The sequence below is a fragment of the Winogradskyella sp. PE311 genome, assembly GCF_046545555.1.
Taxonomy (GTDB): domain Bacteria; phylum Bacteroidota; class Bacteroidia; order Flavobacteriales; family Flavobacteriaceae; genus Winogradskyella.
Window position 1 is genome coordinate 107,771 of the sequence record NZ_JBHZTH010000005.1, and the last position, 25,940, is coordinate 133,710.

At 31.7% G+C, this 25,940-nt stretch carries 23 protein-coding genes; 19 read left to right on the forward strand and 4 right to left on the reverse strand.

All coding sequences use genetic code 11. The features are described 5' to 3' along the window. The first annotated feature begins 13 nt into the window (after positions 1–13). From ACFWU4_RS14470 to ACFWU4_RS14480, 3 genes are all read left to right on the forward strand, one after another. A complete protein-coding gene (locus ACFWU4_RS14470) occupies positions 14–1,624 on the forward strand; it encodes a glutamate synthase-related protein (RefSeq protein WP_411129132.1) in 1,611 nt (536 codons plus the stop codon). A gap of 11 nt (positions 1,625–1,635) precedes the next feature. Further along, on the forward strand, positions 1,636–2,376 hold the full coding sequence (locus ACFWU4_RS14475) for a hypothetical protein (RefSeq protein WP_411129134.1): 741 nt from the start codon (positions 1,636–1,638) through the stop codon (positions 2,374–2,376). Positions 2,377–2,634: 258 nt separating this feature from the next. Then, a complete protein-coding gene (locus ACFWU4_RS14480) occupies positions 2,635–3,282 on the forward strand; it encodes a LysE family transporter (RefSeq protein WP_411129136.1) in 648 nt (215 codons plus the stop codon). 31 nt (positions 3,283–3,313) lie between these two features. On the opposite strand, the gene ACFWU4_RS14485 is transcribed toward ACFWU4_RS14480, so the two are convergent. Beyond that, a complete protein-coding gene (locus ACFWU4_RS14485) occupies positions 3,314–4,318 on the reverse strand; it encodes an App1 family protein (protein WP_411129343.1) in 1,005 nt (334 codons plus the stop codon). Between the two features lie 161 nt (positions 4,319–4,479). Between ACFWU4_RS14485 and ACFWU4_RS14490 the strand changes: the two genes are divergently transcribed. Next, positions 4,480–6,993 (forward strand): DPP IV N-terminal domain-containing protein, encoded by a 2,514-nt coding sequence (locus tag ACFWU4_RS14490; RefSeq protein ID WP_411129138.1) that lies wholly within the window; start codon positions 4,480–4,482, stop codon positions 6,991–6,993. 68 nt (positions 6,994–7,061) lie between these two features. On the opposite strand, the gene ACFWU4_RS14495 is transcribed toward ACFWU4_RS14490, so the two are convergent. Beyond that, the gene (locus ACFWU4_RS14495) at positions 7,062–9,479 is read right to left on the reverse strand and encodes a sodium-translocating pyrophosphatase (RefSeq protein ID WP_411129140.1); all 2,418 of its coding nucleotides are present in this window, start codon (positions 9,477–9,479) and stop codon (positions 7,062–7,064) included. Positions 9,480–9,598: 119 nt separating this feature from the next. Next, positions 9,599–10,126: an inorganic diphosphatase gene (locus ACFWU4_RS14500; protein ID WP_411129142.1), complete on the reverse strand. Its 528-nt coding sequence runs from the start codon at positions 10,124–10,126 to the stop codon at positions 9,599–9,601. Between the two features lie 232 nt (positions 10,127–10,358). Here ACFWU4_RS14500 and ACFWU4_RS14505 point away from each other — a divergent pair, with 232 nt between their 5' ends. From ACFWU4_RS14505 to ACFWU4_RS14575, 15 genes are all read left to right on the forward strand, one after another. Next, the gene (locus ACFWU4_RS14505) at positions 10,359–11,096 is read left to right on the forward strand and encodes a DUF6090 family protein (RefSeq protein WP_411129144.1); all 738 of its coding nucleotides are present in this window, start codon (positions 10,359–10,361) and stop codon (positions 11,094–11,096) included. Between the two features lie 178 nt (positions 11,097–11,274). Continuing rightward, the gene (locus ACFWU4_RS14510; protein ID WP_411129146.1) at positions 11,275–12,000 is read left to right on the forward strand and encodes a DUF6090 family protein; all 726 of its coding nucleotides are present in this window, start codon (positions 11,275–11,277) and stop codon (positions 11,998–12,000) included. 220 nt (positions 12,001–12,220) lie between these two features. After that, positions 12,221–12,724: a hypothetical protein gene (locus tag ACFWU4_RS14515; RefSeq protein ID WP_411129148.1), complete on the forward strand. Its 504-nt coding sequence runs from the start codon at positions 12,221–12,223 to the stop codon at positions 12,722–12,724. Between the two features lie 149 nt (positions 12,725–12,873). Continuing rightward, positions 12,874–13,683 carry a helix-turn-helix domain-containing protein gene (locus ACFWU4_RS14520; protein ID WP_411129150.1) on the forward strand — a complete coding sequence of 270 codons (810 nt, stop codon included), beginning with the start codon at positions 12,874–12,876 and terminating at the stop codon, positions 13,681–13,683. Positions 13,684–13,750: 67 nt separating this feature from the next. Further along, positions 13,751–15,472, forward strand: a complete 1,722-nt coding sequence (locus tag ACFWU4_RS14525) for a serine hydrolase domain-containing protein (protein ID WP_411129154.1) — start codon at positions 13,751–13,753, stop codon at positions 15,470–15,472. 158 nt (positions 15,473–15,630) lie between these two features. Then, positions 15,631–16,590: a TolB family protein gene (locus ACFWU4_RS14530; RefSeq protein ID WP_411129156.1), complete on the forward strand. Its 960-nt coding sequence runs from the start codon at positions 15,631–15,633 to the stop codon at positions 16,588–16,590. Between the two features lie 10 nt (positions 16,591–16,600). After that, a complete protein-coding gene (locus ACFWU4_RS14535; protein WP_411129158.1) occupies positions 16,601–17,119 on the forward strand; it encodes a toxin-antitoxin system YwqK family antitoxin in 519 nt (172 codons plus the stop codon). Positions 17,120–17,405: 286 nt separating this feature from the next. After that, a complete protein-coding gene (locus ACFWU4_RS14540; RefSeq protein WP_411129160.1) occupies positions 17,406–18,371 on the forward strand; it encodes a carboxypeptidase-like regulatory domain-containing protein in 966 nt (321 codons plus the stop codon). Between the two features lie 112 nt (positions 18,372–18,483). Continuing rightward, positions 18,484–18,954 carry a hypothetical protein gene (locus tag ACFWU4_RS14545; RefSeq protein ID WP_411129162.1) on the forward strand — a complete coding sequence of 157 codons (471 nt, stop codon included), beginning with the start codon at positions 18,484–18,486 and terminating at the stop codon, positions 18,952–18,954. 164 nt (positions 18,955–19,118) lie between these two features. Beyond that, positions 19,119–19,988, forward strand: a complete 870-nt coding sequence (locus tag ACFWU4_RS14550) for an AraC family transcriptional regulator (protein WP_411129164.1) — start codon at positions 19,119–19,121, stop codon at positions 19,986–19,988. A gap of 82 nt (positions 19,989–20,070) precedes the next feature. After that, complete coding sequence (locus tag ACFWU4_RS14555; protein ID WP_411129166.1) at positions 20,071–20,457, forward strand: hypothetical protein; 387 nt, start codon at positions 20,071–20,073, stop codon at positions 20,455–20,457. 190 nt (positions 20,458–20,647) lie between these two features. After that, positions 20,648–20,899 carry a hypothetical protein gene (locus ACFWU4_RS14560; RefSeq protein ID WP_411129168.1) on the forward strand — a complete coding sequence of 84 codons (252 nt, stop codon included), beginning with the start codon at positions 20,648–20,650 and terminating at the stop codon, positions 20,897–20,899. Between the two features lie 147 nt (positions 20,900–21,046). Then, positions 21,047–21,466 carry a hypothetical protein gene (locus ACFWU4_RS14565; RefSeq protein WP_411129170.1) on the forward strand — a complete coding sequence of 140 codons (420 nt, stop codon included), beginning with the start codon at positions 21,047–21,049 and terminating at the stop codon, positions 21,464–21,466. A 316-nt stretch (positions 21,467–21,782) separates the two neighbouring features. After that, positions 21,783–22,901 (forward strand): serine hydrolase domain-containing protein, encoded by a 1,119-nt coding sequence (locus ACFWU4_RS14570; RefSeq protein WP_411129172.1) that lies wholly within the window; start codon positions 21,783–21,785, stop codon positions 22,899–22,901. Positions 22,902–23,031: 130 nt separating this feature from the next. Continuing rightward, a complete protein-coding gene (locus tag ACFWU4_RS14575; protein WP_411129174.1) occupies positions 23,032–23,388 on the forward strand; it encodes a hypothetical protein in 357 nt (118 codons plus the stop codon). Positions 23,389–23,392: 4 nt separating this feature from the next. Here ACFWU4_RS14575 and ACFWU4_RS14580 read toward each other — a convergent pair whose 3' ends face one another. Continuing rightward, on the reverse strand, positions 23,393–25,903 hold the full coding sequence (locus ACFWU4_RS14580; RefSeq protein ID WP_411129176.1) for a DUF5686 family protein: 2,511 nt from the start codon (positions 25,901–25,903) through the stop codon (positions 23,393–23,395). Between the last annotated feature and the right edge of the window lie 37 nt (positions 25,904–25,940).

The window sequence follows — 25,940 nt, forward strand, 5'->3', positions numbered from 1 at the left end:
AAACTACAACCATATGGCTATTAAAAAAATTGAAATCGCAAAGATTTCAGAACTTCAGGATAAGCAACCAACTCATGCTTTAGTAAAAAACACCGATTTAGTAATTACAAAACACGACACAGGCATTTCTGTCCTTTATGGAAGATGTCTTCACCGAGGTGCACTTATGTCCGATGGTTATGTAGATGGTTATAATCTAATGTGTGGCGTCCATGGTTGGGATTACAGAGTAGATACTGGTGTTTCAGAATATAACAACAAGGAAGTACTTCATAAATTTCAAGAATATATTGAAGGTAATTCTCTTTTAATAGATGAAAATGAAGTTGTAGATTTTGAAAAACATCATCCACAACCTTTTGATCGTGATGCGTATTTAGGCGCTTATGCAGATACACATCCAGAAGACACAGAACCATACACAAACTACATAAAAGAACTCGCCAAAAACGGACTTAAAAATATTGGTCATCATGGTTTTTCAGCATCTATGGGAGTAGATAGAAATACATTACCAAAGTGGAATGACATTCAATTTTTACCAGCACAGCTAGCAACACGCCCTCTTTTAGATGAAGAAGACGTTGCCACAAAGGTCGTCATCGGACCTAATGCAAAAAAACCACTTCACTTAGACATACCTTTATTTGTATCTGATATGAGTTTTGGCGCATTATCAAGAGAGGCTAAGGTTGCTTTAAGTAAAGGAGCTGAATTAGCTGGTACAGGTATCTGTTCTGGTGAAGGTGGTATGTTACCCGAAGAGCAAAAAAGCAATTCTAAGTATTTTTATGAATTAGCATCTGCGCAATTTGGGTTTTCTTGGGACAAATTAGACAACGTCCAAGCTTTCCATTTTAAAGGTGGACAAGGAGCAAAAACGGGCACTGGAGGTCACCTTCCAGGTAATAAAGTTAGTGCAGAAATAGCAGAAGTAAGAGGATTAAAGCAAGGTGAAACCGCAATATCACCTGCTGCAAATCCAAACTTTCATACTACTCAAGATTTTAAAGACTTTGGAGATAAAGTCAGAGAACGTACAGGTGGAATTCCTATTGGATTCAAAATTGCGGCAAGCCATATCGAAGCAGATATTCAGTTTGCTTTAGATTCTGGAGTTGACTATATAATCTTAGATGGTCGTGGTGGAGGAACTGGCTCGGCTCCAACTATTCTTAGAGATCATATTAATGTACCTACCATACCAGCATTAGCCAGAGCACGAAAATATTTAGATAAAGTTGGTGCTAATGACATTACTTTAATAATAACCGGAGGTTTACGTGTAGCAGAAGATTTCGCAAAAGCTATGATGCTTGGTGCTGATGCCATAGCTGTATCTAATTCTGCTTTACAAGCAATCGGCTGTTTAGGCATGCGTGCTTGTGGCTCAAATAATTGCCCTGTCGGGATTGCAACACAGAAAGAGTCGCTTCGCAGTAGAATCATTATCAACGAATCCGCTAAACAATTACACAACTACTTCGATGCCACAAATAGTTTAATAAAGGTGGTTGCTCGCGCTTGTGGTTATGATAATATTTCAAAATTTAATCATAATGATTTATCTACATTCGATTATGATATGCATAAATTAACAGGTATTAATTTCGCAGGTATTTAAAAATAGCGCACATGAAAACAACAATGCACAAGGCTGCACAATACTTGGCAACAGCAGCCATAAGTTTTATTAAAAAAAAAGACGATGACAGTCATACAAATTTAGGATGGTATAACCATAAGTTAGAGACTCATGCGTTTCCTAACGGCGATAAACTTGCACTAAATTATAAAGATTTTTCGCTAGAATGGATTCATAATAAGAACCAAGAGCAACTCTCACTACAAGGTAAAACCCATTTAGAAATTACTGATTGGATTTCTAAAATAAGTCAGAACAAGGGACTCGAAAATTCTTATGACTATGCTTTGCATTATGATCTGCCATATGACGATGTCATTAATTCCACAACTTATGTTATAACCAATCAGAATGCCCTTAACGCTTTAATAGAGCAAAGAGATTTGGCGCAAAACGTTTTAGCTTCAATTCTAAGCTCTAATAATTACGAATCATCTCTAAGAATATGGCCTCATCATTTTGATACTGGTGCATTTTTTAATCTTAATGATAATCTATCAATAGGCTTAGGTATGGCAATACCAGATTCGGTAATTGATGATTTCTATTTTTATGTAAGTGGTTATAACGGTCATGACAAAATTGATTTAGGTAAAATCAATGATCTAAAACTTGGCAGTTACTTTAATAAGGATTGGTATGGATTTGCTCTTCCTATCAGTGGAATTAATAAACAAACAGCCGTAGATTTTTGTAATGAAGCTATAAATAGGTATAGAGATACTCTATAAAATTATTAGGCTCATAATTCTAATTTCTTATAGTACCTTATTATTCTGTTTTTATTCTTCATAGTATTAATCTAAAGAATTAAATTGACACCTCTCATTATTTTTTGTTAACTGATCTGAAAGGCAATCTAATTCTCAACGACATATTACCATATATTTAAAACCCACAAAAACCAACTGGAATCTTTGAAAAAACACCTGTTTGGTAAATGATGAAAATTGATGGTTTTGATATAAGAGTAAATACAAAAAACTAACGTGAATATTCTTATCTATTTTTTTATAGGACTTTTAGCAGCTATTGTTGGCGCACTTCCATTAGGCACAACAAATGTTGCAGTAATTAATACAACGATTAAGGAAAATATTAAAAACGCCTTAAAAATTGTTTATACCGCAGCCTTAGCAGAAATAATTCTTGTCTTAATTGCGATTAGTTTTAATATGCAAATTGAGAATTTTGTAAACATGAATGTATGGTTACAATATACTATTGCTTTTATATTGCTTAGTGTTGGCATTATTCTTCTTTTAGGTCGAAAAGAATGCGTGAAAGATGAAAATGACGAATGTATTATCATTAAAAAAAGATATAATATCTCTAAACAAATGTTAGGTTTTATTTTAGGTTTAGTAAACCCTACTGTACTTATTTATTGGATTTTAGTGATTTCTTTTATAAATAAAAAAATGTTGTTCTTAGATTTAAATGTGTCTTACCTACTTTTAGGTGTTTTTCTAATAGGAGTATTTATTGGTAAAACTATAACCCTTTACGGATACGGAAGATTTAGCAACTTATTAAAAGTTAAAATAAAAAATATAACTACTCGTATAAATAGAGTTATCGGTGTTTTACTGATTTGTGTTTCACTATTTCAGTTTACCAAACTGTTTTATTATTAAACGTATTGATTTAATATTTTAGACAGTAGCATTACTTAATAAAACCATGCAATCTCGCATGTTCAATAGCTTGTTGGCTACTTTCTACAATTAAAACTTCAGTTGTTTTATAATTTTCAATTAATCTTTTTACACGTTCCATTTTCTTTTTATGCCTTACGCTTCTTAGATAAATTGCTAAAATTCTATCCGGAAATTCTTCAGCAATCTCAATATAAATATCAGGATCGTGCTCACCACTATCACCTATTAAAATAAATGGCAATTCGGGATATGTTTTTAATAAATTTAAAATTTCCTTTTGTTTTTGAGGTTTTTCATTTTGTGTTTTCCGTCTTAACATGTTACTCATACTTCTCAGTAAAATAGGCCCTTTTGGAAAATTATTTTGGCGTAAAAATAATTCTAGATATCTATATAAGTTCCATGGACTATGACTTACATAAAAAATAGGATTAGCATTCTTATCCGAAACGCCTCGATGTAATTGATGATAAAAATCAGCAGCGCCTTCTAAAGGAATTCTATTATTAGCGTGTTTAAAAACTGAATTATAAATAAGGCGCCATTTTAAGAGAGATACCACACCTGTGTGCAAAATGGTGTCATCGATATCACTAGCAACTCCAAATTTGGCTTTATCAGATGGAATTAATAGTTCACCAGGAAATCGATTTTCGTTTTGTATTATTCGTTTTAAATTAACATCGTCATAAGAAAGCTCAAAGGACAACCAACCTTCATTATTAGCAAGTAACTTTAAATTTTCTAAATTTTCTTCAATAACATAATAGCCTTTACTATCCGTAAATCCTTTAACTACTTTGTTGTTAGTTAGCTTAATTGATATTGCAGTATTTTTAATTTCATCACTTTCAAAACGCTTCCATGTATTAACAATAAGATGCCATAAATTTTGTGCGTCTAAATCTATAGATTCATCCTCTAATGCTCTTCCTCTAGCATAGAAATGGCTATCCGTTCCGTAACCTTGAAACGCAATAATCTGCAAAGGATCTTTTTTAAACCAACTCAATAGACTAGTGTTTTTTTTAAATTTCAAGATACTAATTTTTGTAATTAATGCTTCTTATGATACTGCAAATAGTTACACAAATGTTAAATGTCCTTAAGTTGAATCATTTACGCAATTTTCAAAGTATTTTAGTAACGTTACTAACCAACACAAATTTCTTCATGAAGCGTTTTATCTTCCTTTTATTAATGAGTCTTTTTTTTACATTTTCTTTTGCTCAAAAGAATGAAAGCTCAACACCCATACCAAACTACAGAGCAGCTACAAAATATTCACCAACCAATTTAGGAAAATTAGTACACTCAACTTCTGTTAGACCACATTGGTTAAAAAACGGAAATCGGTTTTGGTACCAATACAAAACTACCGAAGGCTCTAAATACTATATTGTAGATGCTGACAATCGAACAAAAAAAGAGCTTTTTGATAATGAAAAAATGGCGCAGTGGTTAACAGAAATGACTAAAGACCCATATGACGCAAAACATCTACCTCGATTTAGTTTTAAGTTTGTTAAAAACGAAACTGCTATTCAATTCTATGTTACTTCTACCGAAAAGGTTGAAGAAAAAAAAGAAAATAATAAAGAATCTGATTCTACCGCAACAAAAAAGAAAAAGGGTAAGCCTAAAATGGTTAATAAAGTCTTTCATTTAGAATACAAGTTAGGTGCAAATTCACTAACACTTCTAGATAATAAGAAAAAAGGAAAAGAAGATTGGAAGAAGTGGGCAAACATTGCTCCAGATAGTTCTGTGGTATTATTTTCAAAAAACTACAACTTATATTGGATGGATAAAGCCAACTTTATGAAGGCCGTAGAAAATGAAAAAGACACTACTATTGTTGAGAACCAATGGACGACTGATGGAGAACTTTACTATTCTTATGGAGGTGGAAGTGGAAGAGGAGAAACCAATGAATCCATGAAAAAAAATAAAGATGATCGTAAACGTGTATTTGGTATTTGGTCGCACGACTCTAAAAAGTTTGTATTTCAAAGAACTGACTCAAGACACATAAATGACCTTTGGGTAATAAATACAACAGCCAGTAAAAGACCAACTTTAGAAACCTACAAGTACCATATGCCAGGCGAAGATGAGTTTTATAAGACTGAACTTTATGTGTTTGATATACCTTCAAAAAGCAACATTCAAGTTCAGATAGATACTGTAAAACAACAGAGTCTGCAAGTATATAGAGCGCCACAGAAAAAGTCTAATCAAGATGATGACTTTAGACCTACGCTATTACTTTCTAAAAAAGGAAAAATCTATTACAGTACTATTAGTAGAGATCGTAAAAAACTAGACATCTGTGTCGCAGATATAAATTCAGGTGAAACCAAGGTACTGATTGAAGAACGATTTAATACGTATATAGAATCACGTCAATTAGTCTTATTTAATAATGAAACGGAAATGCTTCATTGGGCAGAACGCTCTGGCTGGGCGCATTACTATTTATATGATACTAATGGAAACTTAAAAAATCAAATTACTAAAGGCTCTTATCATGTAGATAATGCTATTGGTGTAGACGAGAAATCAAGAACATTATATTTTACCGCTCATGGAATTCCGAAAAATCAAGATCCTTATTTTGAGCATACCTATAGAATAAATTTAAATGGCTCAGGACTAAAAGCTTTAAATGCTAGCGATCATAACACGTGGACGAGCATGTCAGATTCTAATAATTACTTTGTGAGTAATTACTCTAGAGTTAATACGGTACCAAAATCTGAATTAAGAAATAGTTCAGGTAATGTTATTATGCAATTAGAAGAAGCAGATTTATCTCAACTTATGGCAACTGGTTATAAATTTCCTGAACCTTTTAAAATGAAAGCTGACGATGGTATAACAGATATTTACGGAGTTATGTATAAACCGTTTGAAATGGATTCTACAAAAAAATACCCCTTATTAGAATATGTGTATCCTGGACCTCAAACCGAAGCCGTCAATAAATCATTTTCTTATCGTATGGATCGCTTAGATCGTATGGCACAAGTTGGTTTTATTGTTGTAACTATGGGTAACAGAGGTGGTCATCCAGATCGCTCTAAATGGTATCATAACTACGGTTACGGAAATTTAAGAGATTATGGTTTAGCAGATAAAAGACATGTTGCAGAACAATTAGCAGATAAACACGATTTTATAGATATTGAGAAGGTAGGTATTTACGGACATTCTGGTGGAGGTTTTATGTCTACTGCAGCAATGTTAGTATATCCAGATTTCTTTAAAGCTGCTGTATCTTCAGCAGGAAATCATGACAATGCTATTTATAACAGCTGGTGGAGCGAAACACATCATGGAGTACAAGAAGAAAAGGATGGTGATGGTAATGTAAAATACAAATACATGATTGATAACAATCAGTCTCTGGCTAAAAACCTTAAAGGTAAACTGATGTTAATTACAGGAGACGTCGATAACAATGTGCATCCAGGCGGCACAATTAGAATGGCCAACGCTTTGATTAAAGCAAACAAACGTTTCGATTTTATGCTTATGCCAGGTCAACGCCATGGTTTTGGTCGTATGACAGAATATTCATTTTGGTTAAGGGCAGATCATTTTAGTAAACATTTTTTAGGTATTGAAGCTACTAGCGTAGATATAACAGAAATGAATAGAGATAAGCCAAAAACCAAGTCTTAAGAAAATAAAGTCTTAAACCAAAAAACCACGCTAATCAGCGTGGTTTTTTTTATTTATAGATAAGATATTTACTCTTTAGTAATATCAATATTTTCAATCACCTTTGTAACTTCTCCAGCTTCGTTCTTCAAAGTGGCTTCAAAAGCTTTTAACTCTTTTTCAACTTCAGTTTTAGTTCCTTTAAAACTTATTGATTCCATTACTTTCTCACCGTCTTTCATTGTTGAATAATCAACTGTTGCTTCAGCTAATTCTTTAGAATCAACAGTCATCTCTATAGAAATTTCATCATTTAAAGTTAAAGCTGTTTCATCAGCATGACCACCTAATATTGGCGCGATTACTAAACCAATAAGACAAGTTAACTTTATTAAGATATTCATTGAAGGACCAGATGTATCTTTAAACGGATCTCCAACCGTATCACCAGTTACTGCAGCTTTATGCGCATCAGAACCTTTAAAGGTCATTTCGCCATTAATCTCTACACCAGCTTCAAAAGATTTCTTGGCGTTATCCCAAGCTCCACCAGCGTTATTCTGAAAGATTGCCCAAAGCACACCAGAAACTGTTACACCAGCCATATAACCACCTAACATTTCAGCAATAGCTAAATTATCCATACCGAATAACATTGGCACAAAAGCAATTACTAAAGGAAAACCGATAGTTAATAAACCTGGTAACATCATTTCTTTTAAAGATGCTTGCGTAGAAATAGCAACACATTTATCGTATTCTGGTTTCCCAGTACCTTCCATAATTCCAGGAATATCTCTAAACTGACGACGTACTTCCTGAACCATCTCCATAGCAGCTTTACCTACAGCATTCATTGCTAAAGCAGAAAATACTACTGGCACCATACCACCAACAAATAACATGGCTAATACTGGTGCTTTAAAGATGTTAATACCATCAATACCTGTAAAGGTTACATAAGCAGCAAAAAGTGCTAATGATGTTAATGCAGCAGAAGCGATAGCAAAACCTTTTCCTGTTGCAGCAGTTGTGTTACCAACTGAATCTAAAATATCTGTACGTTCTCTTACGATAGGTTCTTGTTCACTCATTTCAGCAATACCACCTGCATTATCAGATATTGGGCCGAAGGCATCAATTGCTAATTGCATAGCTGTTGTTGCCATCATTGCAGAAGCTGCTAATGCAACACCGTAGAAACCAGCAAAAGCATAAGATGCCCAAATCGCTCCAGCAAATAATAAAACTGAAGGGAATGTAGAAATCATACCTGTTGCTAAACCAGCGATAATGTTAGTTCCTGCACCTGTAGAAGATTGTTGTACTATTTTTAAGATTGGGCTTTTACCTAATCCTGTATAATATTCTGTTACTGAAGAAATAACTGCACCTACAACTAAACCAACTAAAGTAGCATAGAATACACGCATTGCAGAAATTTCAACTAAACCTTCACCGAAGAAATTCATTTGCATTGTTTCTGGTAACATCCAAGTTACTAAACCAAAACATGCAGCAGCAACTAAAACAATAGACGTCCAGTTACCTACATTTAAAGCTCCCATAACCTGAGCTTCTTTAGCATCATTGCTTTTTATTTTTACTAAAACCGTCCCTATTATAGAGATTATGATTCCTGCACCAGCAATTGCCATTGGTAATAAGATTGGTCCTATACCACCAAAGGCATCAGAGATAGCGCCTCCCATATCTTTAATTACATAGTTACCAAGAACCATTGCAGCTAATACGGTTGCTACATAAGAACCAAATAAATCCGCTCCCATACCTGCAACATCACCAACATTATCACCAACGTTATCTGCAATAGTAGCAGGATTACGAGGGTCATCTTCTGGGATACCAGCTTCTACTTTACCAACTAAATCTGCTCCAACATCTGCAGCCTTTGTGTAAATACCACCACCTACTCTTGCAAATAATGCGATAGATTCAGCACCTAATGAGAAACCAGCTAGTGTCTCTAATACAACGGTCATATCCATTGTATTTGTCCATTCGCCACCCATAAAGAAGTGAAAGAAAAATATAAAGAACGCTGTTAGACCTAATACAGCTAAACCAGCTACACCAAGTCCCATTACAGTTCCGCCTCCAAAAGAGATTTTTAATGCGTTTGGTAAACTTGTGCGCGCAGCTTGTGTTGTTCTTACGTTTGTTTTTGTTGCGATTTTCATACCAATGTTACCTGCGTAGGCAGAAAACACAGCACCAAAAATAAAAGCGACTACAATTAACCAATGTGTTGTTGGTACAACAAAAGAAACAACTGCGAGTAAAACACTTACAACTACTACAAACACTGCAAGCAATCTATACTCTGCATTTAAGAATGCTAAAGCACCTTCATAAATGTGATCTGAGATTTCTTTCATCTTCCCATCTCCTGCATCTTGTTTCATTACCCACTTTTGTTTAACTACCATGTAGATTAAACCTAAAGCTGCCAAAGCAATTGGCATATAAATCATAAATGATTCCATATTTTAAATTTTAATTTGATTTGTTTTTAGCTGGGCAAAAGTAGTAAAATGTATGGGAATAGAAAAACCCTTTTATACTGAATATAAAAGGGCTTTTAATCAAAATTGGTTAACCAATTTTAAATCGTAAAACTTCTGTTCTTTTTATGGTCGCTATTATTATAGCGCTCTACGCACTCGTGATAAATTTTTACCGCTTCTTCTGCATTTCCCCATCCACCAGTGTCTACTTTCTTTTTCTCTAAATCTTTATAAACTTTAAAAAAGTGCTCGATTTCTTTTAGTCTATGCGGATTTAAGTCTGAAATATCATGATTTTTATTCCAAATCGGGTCTGAGACTGGTACGCATATAATTTTTTCATCCGGACCTTTCTCATCTGTCATATGAAATACTCCAATTGGTCTTACCTCCATTACAACCATTGGATACGTTGGCTCGGTTCCCATAACTAATACATCTAAAGGATCACTATCTAATGCTAATGTTTCTGGTACAAATCCGTAATCACCAGGATACATCATTGACGAAAACAGCATGCGATCGAAACGTATTTTGTGCAACGTAAAATCGTACTCATATTTATTGCGACTTCCTTTAGGAATCTCTATTAATACATCGAAGGTTAATTCTACTTTTTCTGACATGTTTCTTCTTTTTAATTCTGGTATCAAAGATAGACAAGTGATTAGGTTTCAGCAATAAAATATAAAATTGTGTTTTTAATTTAATTTTTATCTTGTTACTAAAATAGCTTTATAGCAAAGCGAAAAGAATAAAAAAAGAATAAAGTGTTGATATCCCGAAAAATGCAGAGGATATCAATTACTTTTGTTTTTATATAACCAGTTGTGCTTCATTATCACAAACCGCTAACTAATGATAAAATTCTTTAGAAAAATTAGACAAAAACTACTCTCTGAAAACAAATTCAGTAAGTATTTAATTTATGCAATTGGAGAAATTGTACTTGTCGTTATCGGAATATTGATTGCGTTGGGAATAAATAATTGGAATAATGAACAAAAAGATAAACAGGCTGAATTAAAATACTTAAATCAGATTAGAAAGTCACTTAAAGAGAATGACTTAATTTTAAAAGAAAGAATTGAAACTGATAAAAGACTTTTAAAATTTGGAGACCAACTATATAATCATATTAAGACTCAAAAACAGGTTAATGATTCAATTAAACAAATTTTTGTTGTACTTCTAAATGACCAAATGGTTTCATTCAATATCGCAGCGTTTGAAAATTTAAAAAATGATGGCCTTTCTTTTATTTCCAATGATGATTTAAAATTTGAAATCATAAATATTTATGATAAGGAATTAAAGTATATTCAAAATATATTTGCAAACCAATTTGAGAATTATTTAAGTGGAGTAATAAATCCTTTTTTTAGTGACAATTTTGAATTTGTTTCTAATAAAAAGTATATGAGCGCTGAACCAAATAACTATCAAGATTTATTAAGCAATAATAAAACCACTAATATAATTTCAATGGTTAATACTATGAGAAGTTATGCAATCTCAAATTATTCTAACACTCAAAAAAAAATAAATGAGATTATTATCAAATTAGATAAAGAGATAAAGACGCTAAATGAATAACATATTTAGACTAAAAAATAACGAAAGCACAACAATGGCTATAAGTAATTGCTTGTTCTCGCTTACTTCTGAAAATCCTCGCGGATTTTCAGCTTGGTGTGTACTTGCAAAGTTAGGTGCTAACCCACGCAACTACTCATAGCCGAGACCGTTGTGCTTCATTAACACCAACCAACTAATGATAAAATTCTTTAGAAAAATTAGACAAAATCTACTCTCAGAAGGAAAAACTGGAAAATACCTTAAGTATGCCATCGGAGAAATAGTGCTTGTCATTATTGGAATTTTAATAGCACTTTCAATAAACAATTGGAATACGAATAGAAAACTTAAATCTGAAGAACAGAATCTTCTTAAAGACCTTCGAATAGAAATAAAAAATAACATTGATTTACTTTCAATTGCAATTAATGAGCATGAAAAATCTTATGCAATAGCGCAAGAGTTTAAGAGTCTTTTTAAAAATAGAGCTGCTTTTAATGAAATGTCAGATAGTACATTCTTTAAAAAATGGCGTAAATTAAATCAGAACTGGACTTTTGACCCAAATAAAGGAATTTTAAAATCAATTATTTCTTCAGGTCAAATCAACAATCTTTCCAATAAAGAACTAAAATATACTTTAGCTTCTCTTGAAGATATTATTACAGACGCCTTTGAAGATACTATGAAAATAGAAAAAAGAAGAGATGACTTAATAAAAGAGATATTTATAGATGCACATATTATTAATAACAATGAAATCCAAAATTTTGAACCAAAGCGATTTTATGATAATCCAAATTTTAGATTGCTTGTCATATACTTTGACGAAGTTCGAAATGATGGATTAAAGGAAGAGCACGACCTAAAAAAAACCATGAATCGTATTCTTCAACTTATTGAAATGGAAATAAAAAAATAACGAAAGCACAACAACGTGTATAGTCAATTGCTCGGGCAAGTGCTTATTTGTAAAATTCCTTCGGAATTTTATCGCGTTCGTTTTTGTTTACTAAATTAGTTGCTTAAACACGCAATTAACCATACACAATCACGTTGTGCTTAATTTCAGAAAATGGTAAGAATTACCACAAGCAAATTAATGAGTTGAACTTTTAATAATAGAACTAAAGAAGATAATTATGAAAGAATTACTTGAAGAATATGCTTTGATTGCTGAAATCATATCAGCCCTTGCTGTTATCATTTCATTGATTTTTGTTGGATTACAAATAAGAAGTAATACAAAAGCAACACAGGCCTCAACTTTTCATGAGATTGCGGCTCTAGATATTCATATACTTCTAAGTTTAGGTTCTTCAAAAGAAACATCAAGAATAATTTCAACTTTCCGAGTGAATCCAGATGCCTTAACCGAAGAAGAACATAATCATGGTTTTCACTTATTTGCTGCGGAAATAAGGCACGTTGAGAATCTATTTTTGCAGAACGAAAACAAAATGTTGAGTAAAAAAAATTGGGAATCTAGAAAATCCTTAGTTGATGGAATGGTACTAACCCCTGGATTTGGCGCACTTTTAGAAAGTCCGAATAAACATTTTTTTGACGGCTCTTTTATTCGATACGCAGAAAATTTAAGAAAAAAGCACTTAATAAAAGATGGCGGTTTTGAAAATAAAAACTAAGCACAACACCGTGTATAATTAATTGCTAGGTCACTGCCAACTTACGAAAATTCCGGCTGAATCTTCTATCTGTGATTTGTTTGCTATCTTAGTTGCTAAACCACGCAACAAGCCATAAACGAGCACGTTATGTGTAAGCACGTCAAAAAATGAAAATATTAACCAAAGGAAAATATTACGGAAGTCGGAATTCTGAGAAATCCTTTAATGGTGTTTTGTTGTCACAGTATCAATATACCGCAGACAGAACAGATTGGCACTACCATGAAAATCCATATTTTATGTACGTGTTACAAGGGAATATGATGGATTCTAATAAAAAGATACAAACCTTATGTCCATCTGGCAGCTTAATATTTAATAACTGGCAAGAATCACACTACGGTTCAAAACATTCTGATAATGCAAGTGGATTTCATTTAGAATTTGAAAAAAATTGGTTAGAAAAAAACAATATACCTTTAAACTTACTTGAAGGCAGCCAACTGATTCAAAACCCGAAAATACATTTACTATTCGCAAAATTATATTTTGAATTTATACTTTCTGACGATTACAGTGAAGTATCAGTAGAAATTTTATTACTTCAAATTTGCGAAGCTTTAAATAATTTAAAAACAAACGACTCTCAAAAAATTCCGATTTGGATTGAAGATCTAAAAGAACTATTACATTATGATACATCTAATTTAAGTCTGCAGTATTTATCTAATCAACTTGGTGTGCATCCTGTACATATTTCTAGAGCTGCACCAAAACATCTTTCAATGAGTTTAGGAGAATATATAAGACAACATAAAATTAAAAAAGCTATTCCTCTTCTTTTAGATTCTAGCTCTTCATTAACAGAGATTACTTACAAACTAGGTTTTTCAGATCAGAGTCATTTTAATCGTGTCTTTAAGTCTAATTTTAATATGAATCCTAGTTCTTACAGAAAAAAGATGAAACTTGATTAAAATGTTAATCTCATACAATTTCTAACATATCTTAATCGCTACTTTTGGAGCTTAAATTCTTTTAAATATGATCAATAAAATAGTAGTTTTAGCATGTTTATCTTTTATGACATTGGTGAGTTGCGCGCAGAATAATGTTCAAAATTATGAAGGCGAGTGGATAGGATTTTTACCCAATAAGCGTAGTTTCAATTTTCAGGTGTCGTTGGAGAAGTTAGGCAGTAAAACATACCGCTTAACTTTAGATAATGACAAAACGCTTATCAATGAAAATGTAATCTCTTCAGAAGACAACAAAATTCATTTCAATTTAGATCAACAGTTATTTTTTAATTTAGAATATAATCAAAAACAAGACGAACTTACTGGATATATAAAAACAGGCAAGTTCTATTATTATGTTAGTTTAAAAGATATTGGAGACAATAAATTCTCAGGAATTTGGAATCCGTTTATGTTAGATAATGGTCTCCAATCGGATGATATTATGCTCTATGTAGAAAATACAGAGAGCGGCAATCTAGCAGCTTACCCATTTTTTGGAGATCAAAGATTTAGAGGGACTTGGACCAGCGGTTTTAAAAGAAAAGGAGAAACACTTCTATTTAGAGACGGAAATACAGGTTTTAACTTTCGTGCTAAACTTTTAAAAAAGACCATTGAACTAGAGATTTTATTAGCAGATGCTTTTATTACTAAAACAAGCCTAAAGCATACTAATGAGGGTTGGGATTACAATAGAGATGAGGTTGACCAATCTCAAAACACCAATACACCTGCACAATTAAATGATGGTTGGTCTACTGCTAACATAAAAGACTATGGAATAGACGAACACCAATTGTCAAGACTTATTGACAGTATTCATTCTAATAATACTTTGGTCAATACACATAGCGTGCTTATCGCAAAGCAAAATAAGTTAGTTTTTGAAAACTACTACGATGGCTTTAATGCGGAAATTCCTCATGATTTACGCTCTGCTTCAAAAAGTATATCATCTGCGATTATTGGCATTGCTATTGACGATAACATTATTGAGAGTGTTGATGAGAGACTTTATGACTATATTCCAGAAAAATATCAATACACGCGAGACTCATTAAAATCTAAAATTACAATCAAGGATTTATTAACTATGAGTTCTGGGATAGATGTAAATGATAAAGCTTCTGAAGACACATACCAAGACCCTCGTTATTCTAATAATTGGCTGAAAACAGTTTTAGAAGCTTCAATGGTTAATGCACCAGGAACTTATGCGGATTATGGCTCTGCCAATCCGTTTTTGCTTGGTGTGTATTTAAATGAACGTTTAGAAATGCCGCTAGAAAGCTATATGCATGAAAAACTATTTGCGCCTTTAGGAGTTAAAAATTATATTAATCAAGCAGATGATACTGAAACTATTCCCTATTTCGGAGGTGGTATGCTTTTAACACCTAGAGATCTTCTTAAATTTGGGCAACTCTATCTTAATAATGGGCGTTGGAATGGAAAACAAATTATATCCGAAAATTGGGTAAAAGAATCTGTTACAAAACACGTGCAATTACAGGATGTACAAGATAAAAATGAATATGGTTATTTCTGGTGGCATGACACTTACGCGGTTAATGGGAAATCTATAAAATGTATTGAAGCCAGAGGTGCAGGAGGTCAATTTATTTTTATAATACCAGAGTTAGAATCTGTAGTGGTTATAACGACAGGAAATTTCAGGAATCGTAGAGGTAACCAACCTAGAGATATTCTAAAAAAATATATACTTCCTGCCTTAATAAATTAAAACCATTACATAATATCGTATATAATCCATTGCCAGTTAGAGCTTACTTACAAAAATCCTCGCAGACTTTCTATCTGTGATTTATTTGCTAAACTAGTTACTTAAAGACGCAACGAAATCATGTACAAACACGTTAGGCAACATTTAAAAATAACATCGTGAACAAAATAAACTTACTTCTTTTAATCACAATTTTAGGCTTTTTAAGTTGCGAAAAAGAAAACAAAATTCCAGAAATCAACTACTCGAAAGAAGTAGTATCAAAACCAATTCCATTTGGGAAAGGAATAATTTCAACCGAGAATAATAGCGAATTCGATTTGACTTTTTCAACGGATGGACTTAAAACCTATTTTTCGAGAAGACCGCCAAATGAAAAACAGATGATTTATGTAAGTGATTTTAAAAATGGTAATTGGTCAACGCCAAAACTCGCTGAATTTTCTTCCAACAGAGACGAAACAGCTTTGATTACACCAAATGGTAAATTTATGTTCTTCGGTTCAGAGCGACCAATTCCCAATAAGCCAAACAAAGGAAACTTTGATATGAACATTTGGATGATGAAAAAGAGCGATAATGGATGGAGTGAACCAAAACCATTGCCTGAACCAATTAATGATGTTCAAATTGATAAAGAGGAATGGCCATCTTCAAACAATAATTTCTTTTTTACGAACGATAATAAAACATTTTATTTCACGACAATGAAACGTGGAACAAAAACAATAAAATTATTTTCAACAGATTTCGATGGTAAAGATTTTTCCGAACCAAAATCAATAAACGGGATTTTCGAAGATGAAAAATATTGGATTTATTCGGCTGTGATTTCACCAGATGGCAACTATTTAGTTTTTAATTCTTATGATGCACCAAACGGAGCAGGTGGCGAAGATATTTTTGTTTCTAAAAAAACTGAAAATGGATGGAGTATTGCAAAACCAATTAGCTCATTAGTAAACACTAAAGATGAAGAAAGCAGTCCGCGATTTTCGAGAGACGGTAAATATTTTTTCTTTAGTAGAGCAGAAAATTTAGGAAATTACGAGTATGGAGAATGGAGTATCTTGTTTATGGAAACTGAATACCTCAATTTGGAAAATCTTGACAACTAAAAATAAACTTATGAAATTTGTATTTACACTAATAACAATTCTAACAATTACTTCATTTTCCTTAGGGCAAACGACAATTGACGTTTCTAAAATTCAAACAGTTAAAGAAAATGGAATTAAGATTAGCACCTTTAACGGCAAACCATTTTCAGGTCATATAACAGAAAGCTTTTCGAATGGTAAGCCTAAATCTTGGCAAACTATAAAAGATGGATTAGCAAATGGCTTATGGCAAGAATGGTATGAAAACGGACAACTTAAATATAGTGCGTTTTGGCTTGATGGAAAAGGACACGGACTTTGGGAATATTATCACGAAAATGGAGTTTTAAGACAAGAAGAGTTTTACGATATGGATATACCAATCGGAATTTTCAAATTTTACTTCAATAACGGACAAACCAAATCTAAAACGAGTTGGATGAATGGAAAAAAGCACGGAATTTGGAATTACTATAATGAAAATGGTCTTTTACAAAAGACAGAAGTTTATGAATATGACGAGCTAATTTCAACAAAATCGGATTAAAAAACGTTGCCTAACAACGTGTATAGTCAATTGCTTGGGCAAGTGCTTATTTGGAAAATTCCTTCGGAATTTTCTCGCGTTCGTTTTTGTTTACTAATATAGTTGCTCAAACACATAATGAACCATACACAAAACCAGATTCGCGCATTTGAAAGCAGAATAAATAACTTAACTATATCTACTAGAAAATGGTTCAATTTTTAATTATTATTCAGGATAACGACGTTTTGAATTGTTTTATAAATAAAAACTTACCAAACTAGGTTTTGACAACTCATATAAAACTATGAAACAATTATTATTAATTACATTTCTATTTTCAAATACTCTTTATGCCCAAATTATACCTTTCAATGGCAAACTGTTAGATCATAAAACTAAGGAGCCTATTGCCTTCGCTCACATACAATTTAAAAATTCTAATATAGGTGTTTCCACTACGGAGGATGGAAAATTTAAACTCGTCATAGAAAAAAAACTTTTAAATTCTGAAGTATTTATCTCTTGCTTAAGTTATAAAGACACTCTCGTTATTGCCAACCAAATATATAACAAAGACTTTTATTTACAACCAAAAACAGTACAACTAAAAGAAGTAGTTATTGAAAAATATGAAGCTAAAAAAGTTACTATAGGCACAATAAAAGGTAAGAAAAAAACAAGGCATTTACATAGGCAAGACACCACTATGATTGCACAATTTATTACAGGCAACAAAATAAATTCATCCATTAATTATTTAGAAAAAGTGACCTTAAAGTTTACTGATAAAATCATTAACCAATCAAAAATTAGAATTAGAATTTATGACAGAGACTCAATTAGTGGAGCTCCTCTTAATGATCTTCTTTCAGAGAGTATTATTATTAATATTAACAATACACAAAAAAAATATGAAGTAGATTTTGCTGATTTTTTTGTAGAGGTTCCTGAAGATGGTTTTTTTGTTGCAATTGAAAAACTTATTATCCCAATGAATAGATGTTTCATTGCTCCTATTGAAAAATCCACATACCCAAGGTATACTTCAGAATTTAACAAGAAAAAGGAATCAAAAGATTCAGAAAATTCAAAGTTATTAAGTTTTGAAAAATACCGTGATGAAGTAACTTCTTATGCTCCCGTAGTATATCTATCTGATAAAAAAGAAAAGCATATTGATTTCGGCAACCTATATTCCTTAAATTCAAACAAATGGGAGGTGTACAAAATAGGATATATGCTGCCTATGGAAATAATATTATCTAATTAGGGTATTATAATAATTATCTATTTACCAGAATATCGCTCTAAAAAATTAATAACGTGGCACATTTTGACGCAACCAATTAAATATTTCTGTATCTATTAAAAAAAATCTTAACATGAAAAAGAACTTTCTTATTGCTATTAGTTTATTATTCTTTAATATAATAATAGGACAAAATAATGCTATTAAAATTACTAATATCAATTCAAACAAAGAAAAAATCATCAAAGAGAACAAAAGAATAAAACTAACAACATTTGACGGAAGAAAAATTAAAGGTCGTTTTAAAATTGAAAATAGCAGTACAATTATTATTGATGACGTCCGAATAGATTTGCCCGACATTGATTCATTGAAACGGAATCCCCTTTTGGTTTCCATTTTCACTTCTGGATTTCTAATTTATGGTGGTGCTGTGATGGCTGGTTTTGGAGTTCTAATTGGTGTTTTAGTTGATTCAGCAGCTTTTTGGCTGACTATCCCAGCAGCTGGCATGATTTATACTGGAATAAAATCACCAAACTTTAATAAGAATCATAAAAAAGACAAAGGTTGGAAATTTGAAATCATAACAATATCTGATTAAAACATGCTACAACAATGTTATAATTCATTGCTAGTTATAGCCTACTTACGAAAGTATTCGCAGACTTTCTATCTGTGATTTATTTGCTAACCTTAATGCCCAAACACGTAACAAAATCATATGCTAGACCTTTAAGCAATATTTGAAGAAACAGTAAAAATACAATGAAAGAAGGAAAAATAGAGACTTATCACTTCCTGAAAGATGAACCTAAAAAAAGACAGTTTGATATTTATGATTTAGCAGAATATCAAAAGTTGAATTATGAACATTCTTCAAAACCACACTCACATAGCTTTTACCAAATAATTTGGTTTAAGAACAATAGTGGAAATCACTTTATCGATTTTGAGAGCTATAACATAAAAGAGGACAGAATATTTTTTGTAGCAAAGAATCAAGTCCATTATTTTGAAAAACGTTCAGACTACAGTGGATATTTAATTCATTTCAACGAATCATTTCTTTTAAGTAATGAAACTGATATTAATTTTTTCTTTACCTATTCAATCTTTAATAATAAACAAGAACCGTTTTTTCAAACACCAAAAAGTCTTGAACACGTACTAATAAATTATTTGTCTCAAATTGAGAATGAAGTAGTAAATACTAATGAATTTGGTAATAGCGATATCCTTTCAAACTTATTAAAATCAATGTTTTTAGTAATTGAACGGGAAAAAAAGAAAAATGCTGAAATTAATCAGAAACCTGATAACAGTAATTACCTTAAATTTCGAGACCTTTTAGAAAATAATTTTCATAAAAAATGGACTGTATCTGACTTTGCCAAGGAATTAGCAATTTCTACCAAAACGTTAAACTCAATTGTCAAGTCAGAAATTGGGATAACCGTGTCTCAAACAATTTCAGATAGAATTATCCTCGAAGCAAAAAGAAAGTTAACGCATTCCAATTCATATATAAATCAAATTGCTTTTGATTTAGGCTTCAACGACCCATACTATTTTACCAAATTCTTCAAAAAGCATGTTAAATGCTCGCCAGCAGATTTTAGAAACTCTATTTCCTAATTTCACCAACTTTAGTCGCTTTTGTCCATTTTATACAGTTCCCATTGAACATACTTTTGCATTGTAACATAAAATATATACAATGAATCTTAAAAGAAAATTATCAATCGGAATACTGTCTGTATTTGCAGTAGTATCATTATTAACTTTAACATCAATGACAACGGACAAAAAAGAAACGAAAGCCTATTTAGAAATTACTTTAGACATTAAAGATGAAAATAGAGGAAGTGCCGCAGGAGTTTATATAAAGTATAAACAGCCATTTTTAAAACAAATAAATGGAGCGACTTCTAAAGAACTTTTAATTAGAACTGAAGATGTGCAAGTACTTCACGGATTTGAATCTGAAGAAGAGGCTAAAGCTTATTTAACTACAAAACTTTTTGAAAATGATGTAGTTAGAGAATTAAAGCCATTTTTGGCAAGCGATCCTGAAATACGAATTTATTCTGTTTTTAAAAACTAAATGGAATTACCATAAGGGTATAAAAACTATGCCTAATAGCGCATGTAAAAAATAGCAGTACTAGCGTAAGCCATTTGGTTTGCGCTTTTTTATTATCTTTCGTCTATCCGAAAAGTATTGCAAATAAATCTGCCACTTTGGATATACAAAACCCTTAATGATAATAAACCCAACGTTAATAATAGACCTTATGAGTAATTTAACAAACATAAAATCGGAAATTGACAATTATGCGAATGACTCAAATTTAACTGAATTGCAAATCGTTGAAAAACTAGAAAAATACTATTTTAATAAAAAAGTAAACGATAATTTAAAGCTATATAAAAAGCGAAAGAAAAAAGTGAGCGAAATAACAAAAGATCTAAAAATCTCGCCACGAAAATTTTATGCAATTTTAGAACAAAAGAAAATAGTACATAAAAAGTATAACAAAGAGTAAATAAAAACAAACACTATCACCATTTATAATCAATGGTTTGTGGTGTTTGGAGAAAATCAAGAAATTCCGCACAATTCTTTCTTTGCAGGCGACACAAAAAAATCCTAGAGTACATTTTTATCCATCCTTAAATAAGTTACATAGAAAATGATTTTTAAATACTCCATTTGTCATCCTGAAAAAGAGAATATTGAATATAAAACAAATCCTATTTCGGAGAAGGAAGTTATAGAAATTGCTAAAACCTATCCTTGGATCGCAAAACTGAAATTTTCTGATACTTTAAACCCAGAAGATGTATATTATAGTCCATCCTTGGATTTCACAAATATTAAAAACGGAATAAGTTTTTGTTTAACAGCTGGTTATGATGAAATTGGTAAATTAGAGTTCTCATTGTGGTTCAATAGACCGAAAAAAGTAAAAGTCTTATTTGGTTTTTTAGAAGAAAAAGAAAAAATGGTTGTTGATGATTTTTGGTCATTAGACTTTGAAAAATCAATGAAATATCTCGAATATTTTGTAAACGGAAATTACTCACCAATAGAAGAACTCTATAAAAAATAGTATTGTACATTTCGATTCTAAATTGATGGCTTGGCTTTTGGCTTCTAATAAAATTTCTGCTGAAATTTTCTATCTATAAATAGTTGCTAACTTAGTTCCTTAACCATATAAACAGCCAATCCATTGCACGTCAGTTAGTAATTAAATTAACTTGTTACTGAGCCTATAAAATTAATTTCTAGTAAACCTACCTAGGTAGGTCCTTACGGACTTTATATCTACGATTTATTTGCTAACTTTAATTCTCAGAAACGTAACAAAATCATATGCAAACAGGATGTTAATAATTAAAAGAAAGCCTCATAAAATAATTTACTTGATTATTTTAATCTTAGGTGTTTTGTCATGTAAATCAGATATTAAAACTGATAACAACAAACTAGAAAATTCAAAGATTGATAAAATTGATGCTTTAGGCAATCGCTATCTTGAGTTAGGTAGATTTAGCGGAACGATTTTAGTCTCTATTAATAATGCCGTTGTTTATAATCAGTCATTTGGCATGGCAGATTACGATAAAAAAATCCCATTTACTAAAAAAACAGCTTTTAAAATTGGTGAGTTAACTTCTCTTATAACAGAAGATATTATAAATACTTTAGTGAAAAAAGGAGAGATTAAGCTAACAGCGAAAATATCAAATTACCTGCAAAATTTTAACTCTGATTATACCCTCAAAGATTTACTAAGCAATAAAACTTCTGATAATTACAACACATTAGGCAAATTAATTGAAAGTGTAACTAATAAAAGTTATCAAAATAATGTAGAAGAATACTGTGAGGATTTAAAACTAGACAACACCTATTTCAGCAAGTCTAATAGAGAATTAGCTAATGGTTATCTCTATCATAATTATAGAGGAAAAGGCCTTGAATTAGAGAAATCACCAAATTACGATTTGGATGTTTCGTTTAGCAGTATGGGATTAAAATCTACAGCAAATGATGTATTCAAAATTTTAAAATCAAGGTCAGAAGATTTAAATATTAGTGGTTATTTAGAAAACGACGGCTTTAGCTATTCCGCAATGAATACAACAAAAGACGAAAAATCTATAATCGTATTGAGTAATAGAAAACAGCCAATAACAGATGAGATTCTAAATAGTACAAAAGCAATTATCGATAGCGTTGCATATAAAATGCCACTGTTAAGAAAACCATATGATATAGACACAAAAATTTTGGGAGATTTCTCAGGAAATTATTCAATTAATAAAAATGTAAACTTTAAGGTAATAAATACAAAGGACAGTTTATTTGTGTATATGGGACCTAATAAAATACATTTAATACCTCAATCTTCAACTCAATTTTATATGGAAAAAATGGATGCTTCTATGAGATTTATGAAAGATTCGACAGGCGTTAATCGAATAGTTCTTCTGAATGGTTTTATGGATAGTGATGAACAAGCAGTAAGAATAAAATAATTATCGCCTAGAAGGTATTTCGTTAATTTATAATGCAATCTTAAATGCAAACGCTCTGGCTAACTTTCTATCTATCATTTATTAGTTAGTATAACACTTGATGATATGATATACAAAAACGTTCCCTGCAATGCAGAAAATGATAAGAAGATTTAACCTAAAGTTGATTGCGTTAGAATGTTTATCGCTAATTTTTATTATAAGCGGAATTGTTGCTGTTGGACTGATTAACTGGATAAATAAATTTGGATTAATAAACTCAATAGCAGTTCTAACTCTTACTTTCGGAATATCTTCAACGGGAATCTACTCCTCTGGTATTTTAAACAGATACTTAAATTATTTTTGTGGAATATTTGCAGAAGGATATGGAATGGCTTTTTTAATTGGAGGTTTGATTATATTATTTGTGGGAATTTCTGTTTTATGGAAAACTATTCAATTAACCAATAGTACTCTCCAAGAACGTAAAACGTCTAACTTCTAAGTCATTAAAAATAAAACCCAAAACTACCTGTAATACCGAATTTTCTGGCACCTGGATTGTCTAGGTAATTTCCTCTAAAGTTAAAATCTAATCGCAGTACTTTAAATATATTTGCTACACCAAAACTATATTCGTAGTAAATACGATTATTTGGTGCTATCAAAGGAATTTCTGCTAAATTACCAGTTGTGCTTAAGGCAATATTTTCATCAGATAATTCTCCCCAAACACCTCTTAGACTCATAATAGCTCTAAGATTATATTTCTTTAAAAAAGGAATACGTGAAAATAATCTACCATTAAAATTATGTTCAACGTGCATGGACGTATAAGTATCAGTTACAAACTCGTAGAAATCGAGCTGAGAAAAGGTATTATATATCGAAAAATAGGTTTGATTGCCAGGCACCACACTTAATAACGCTAAAGGCACTTCGCCAAAGGTTTTACCAGCTTCAATAGATGTTGTTAAACGGCCAAACCCTCCGATTTGCCATGGTTGGATATATGAAAATTGTAGTTTAGTATAATCAAAATCACTATCAAACCAGTTTTGATCACCACGACTTATCTGTGCAAAAAGTCGAGCAAAATTGTCATTTTTATTTTTACGCTCTACCCCAAACCCTGTCATTTGACGTTTTGGAAAATAGGATAAAGACAAGCGACTTTCAAACTGATCTACTTCATTGGAAATACCAGTAGGCGAATCGGGATCATTATAATCTAAACTAAAAGTTGGTGAAGCAGAACGCAACTGTCTAAAACTACCATCTAAACGCACTACAAAATTTCTAGAAGGCTCTATTGAAAAACCTAGATTCGTTAAATTTATGTTTGTTAACTTATCATTAGCGCCAGTACCTATAACGGCAGACGATGCTAAACTTCGTCCTAAAACATCTGTAGAACTTGTTAGACTTGCACCTATTTGCTCAACATCTCTTCTATTACCACCAAAAATGGTGAGCCTACTCTTTTTATCAAGAAGCCATTTTCCCGAAATGCCGTATTTAAATTTATCGTCTCTAAAACCATAGGCAATAAAACCTTCTAGTCTCCATAAATCATTTGGCCCAAAATAGGTTCTACCTCCTGTTCTTAGTCGTAAACCTTCAACCTCGTTAAAGCCAAACGTTGAGAAAATTGGTCCATAATCAAAATTAATACTTGGAAATTCTACATAACCAGAAGCTAAAATACTTCCTAGATTGTAAAGGCGCTTAAACTTCTTTACAGTTTTAAGGGTGTCTAACATTTTATAGACTCCTTTCTCATCTTTATTTAAGGCTTCTAATCGGTTATTTTCCCAAAAGTCGTCTCCCCTATTATAAGCATCTAAATCATAGTCGTAAACAACTTCCTCGTAAAACTCTTTTCCTTTTTGTTGATTAAATTTATAGTTATCATAAAGGGTTGTTCTCTTACCATAAACTCCTCTCGATTTCTCCTTCTTGTTAAGAGCGAAATCAGATAAAAAATAATCGCGTTTTATAAGAAAAACAGAATCGCTTAATACCTCAAATTCTTGTTCAATATATATTTCCTTTACCCAATTAATATTTGCGCTTTTAGACGCCTGCATATTAATTTCTTTTATCGCGTATGTAGAATCGTTAACCCAAAAATCTCCCTTAAAGGTCAACTCGTTTTTTCGTCTTGGATAGTATATAATATTGTAACACCATTTATTATCTATAAATGCACTATCGGAAAGCACGTAGTTATAAGTTTGAACTCCTGTCCTACTCAAAGGGCTCACAAAACTCTTATCAAAGAATTTTAGGTAATTATCATAAACGTCGTAGTCTGAATACAAATCATCAATAAAATCTATAATTACTTGATTATTGCTAAAACCAGAATTTTTATTGCCTTTTAGGTCTTCTCGTTTTTCGTTGATGAGGTTGTCTCCATAAACCTTCTTAACTGACTCATTTAAAAAAATAGGTAGGTAAGTCTTTCCTGTAACTTTAGACGTATCAACTTCTTCAAAAACAAACTCCATTCCTTTAAAGAGTTTGCTTTTAATTAATGAACTATCAATAGTGTTAAGATCGAACTCTACTTTTTCATATTGGTCGTATTCGTATTGTTTAAACTGCTTTAAACCATTTTGGCGTTTACGTTCCCATATTTTTTTTAGAATTTTAATAGCAGGATTCTCAGATGCTTTTTTTGATTGTTTACCTGTAACAATAACAACTTCATTTAATGAGGCTGCTTCTTCCTTAAGAATAAATTTGAGATCATAATTAACACTCTTATTTAAGGGGATTTCTAATACTTCAAAACCAATAAACGATACTACAAGTGTCTTCCTTATCTCATCAGATTCTAAGTAAAATTTACCGTCTTCATTAGTGATTGTGCCTTCAGTAGATCCTTTAAAAAGGACATTAGCAAAAGGAATTGGCTCGTTGTTTTCATCAAAGACATAACCACTTACCTTTGTCTGGCTGAATGCAGACATATATCCTATTAGTAAAAATGCTATAAGTAATCTTATTTTCATGTGTTAATGTCTATGATATTTTGAGGTTACATGGCAG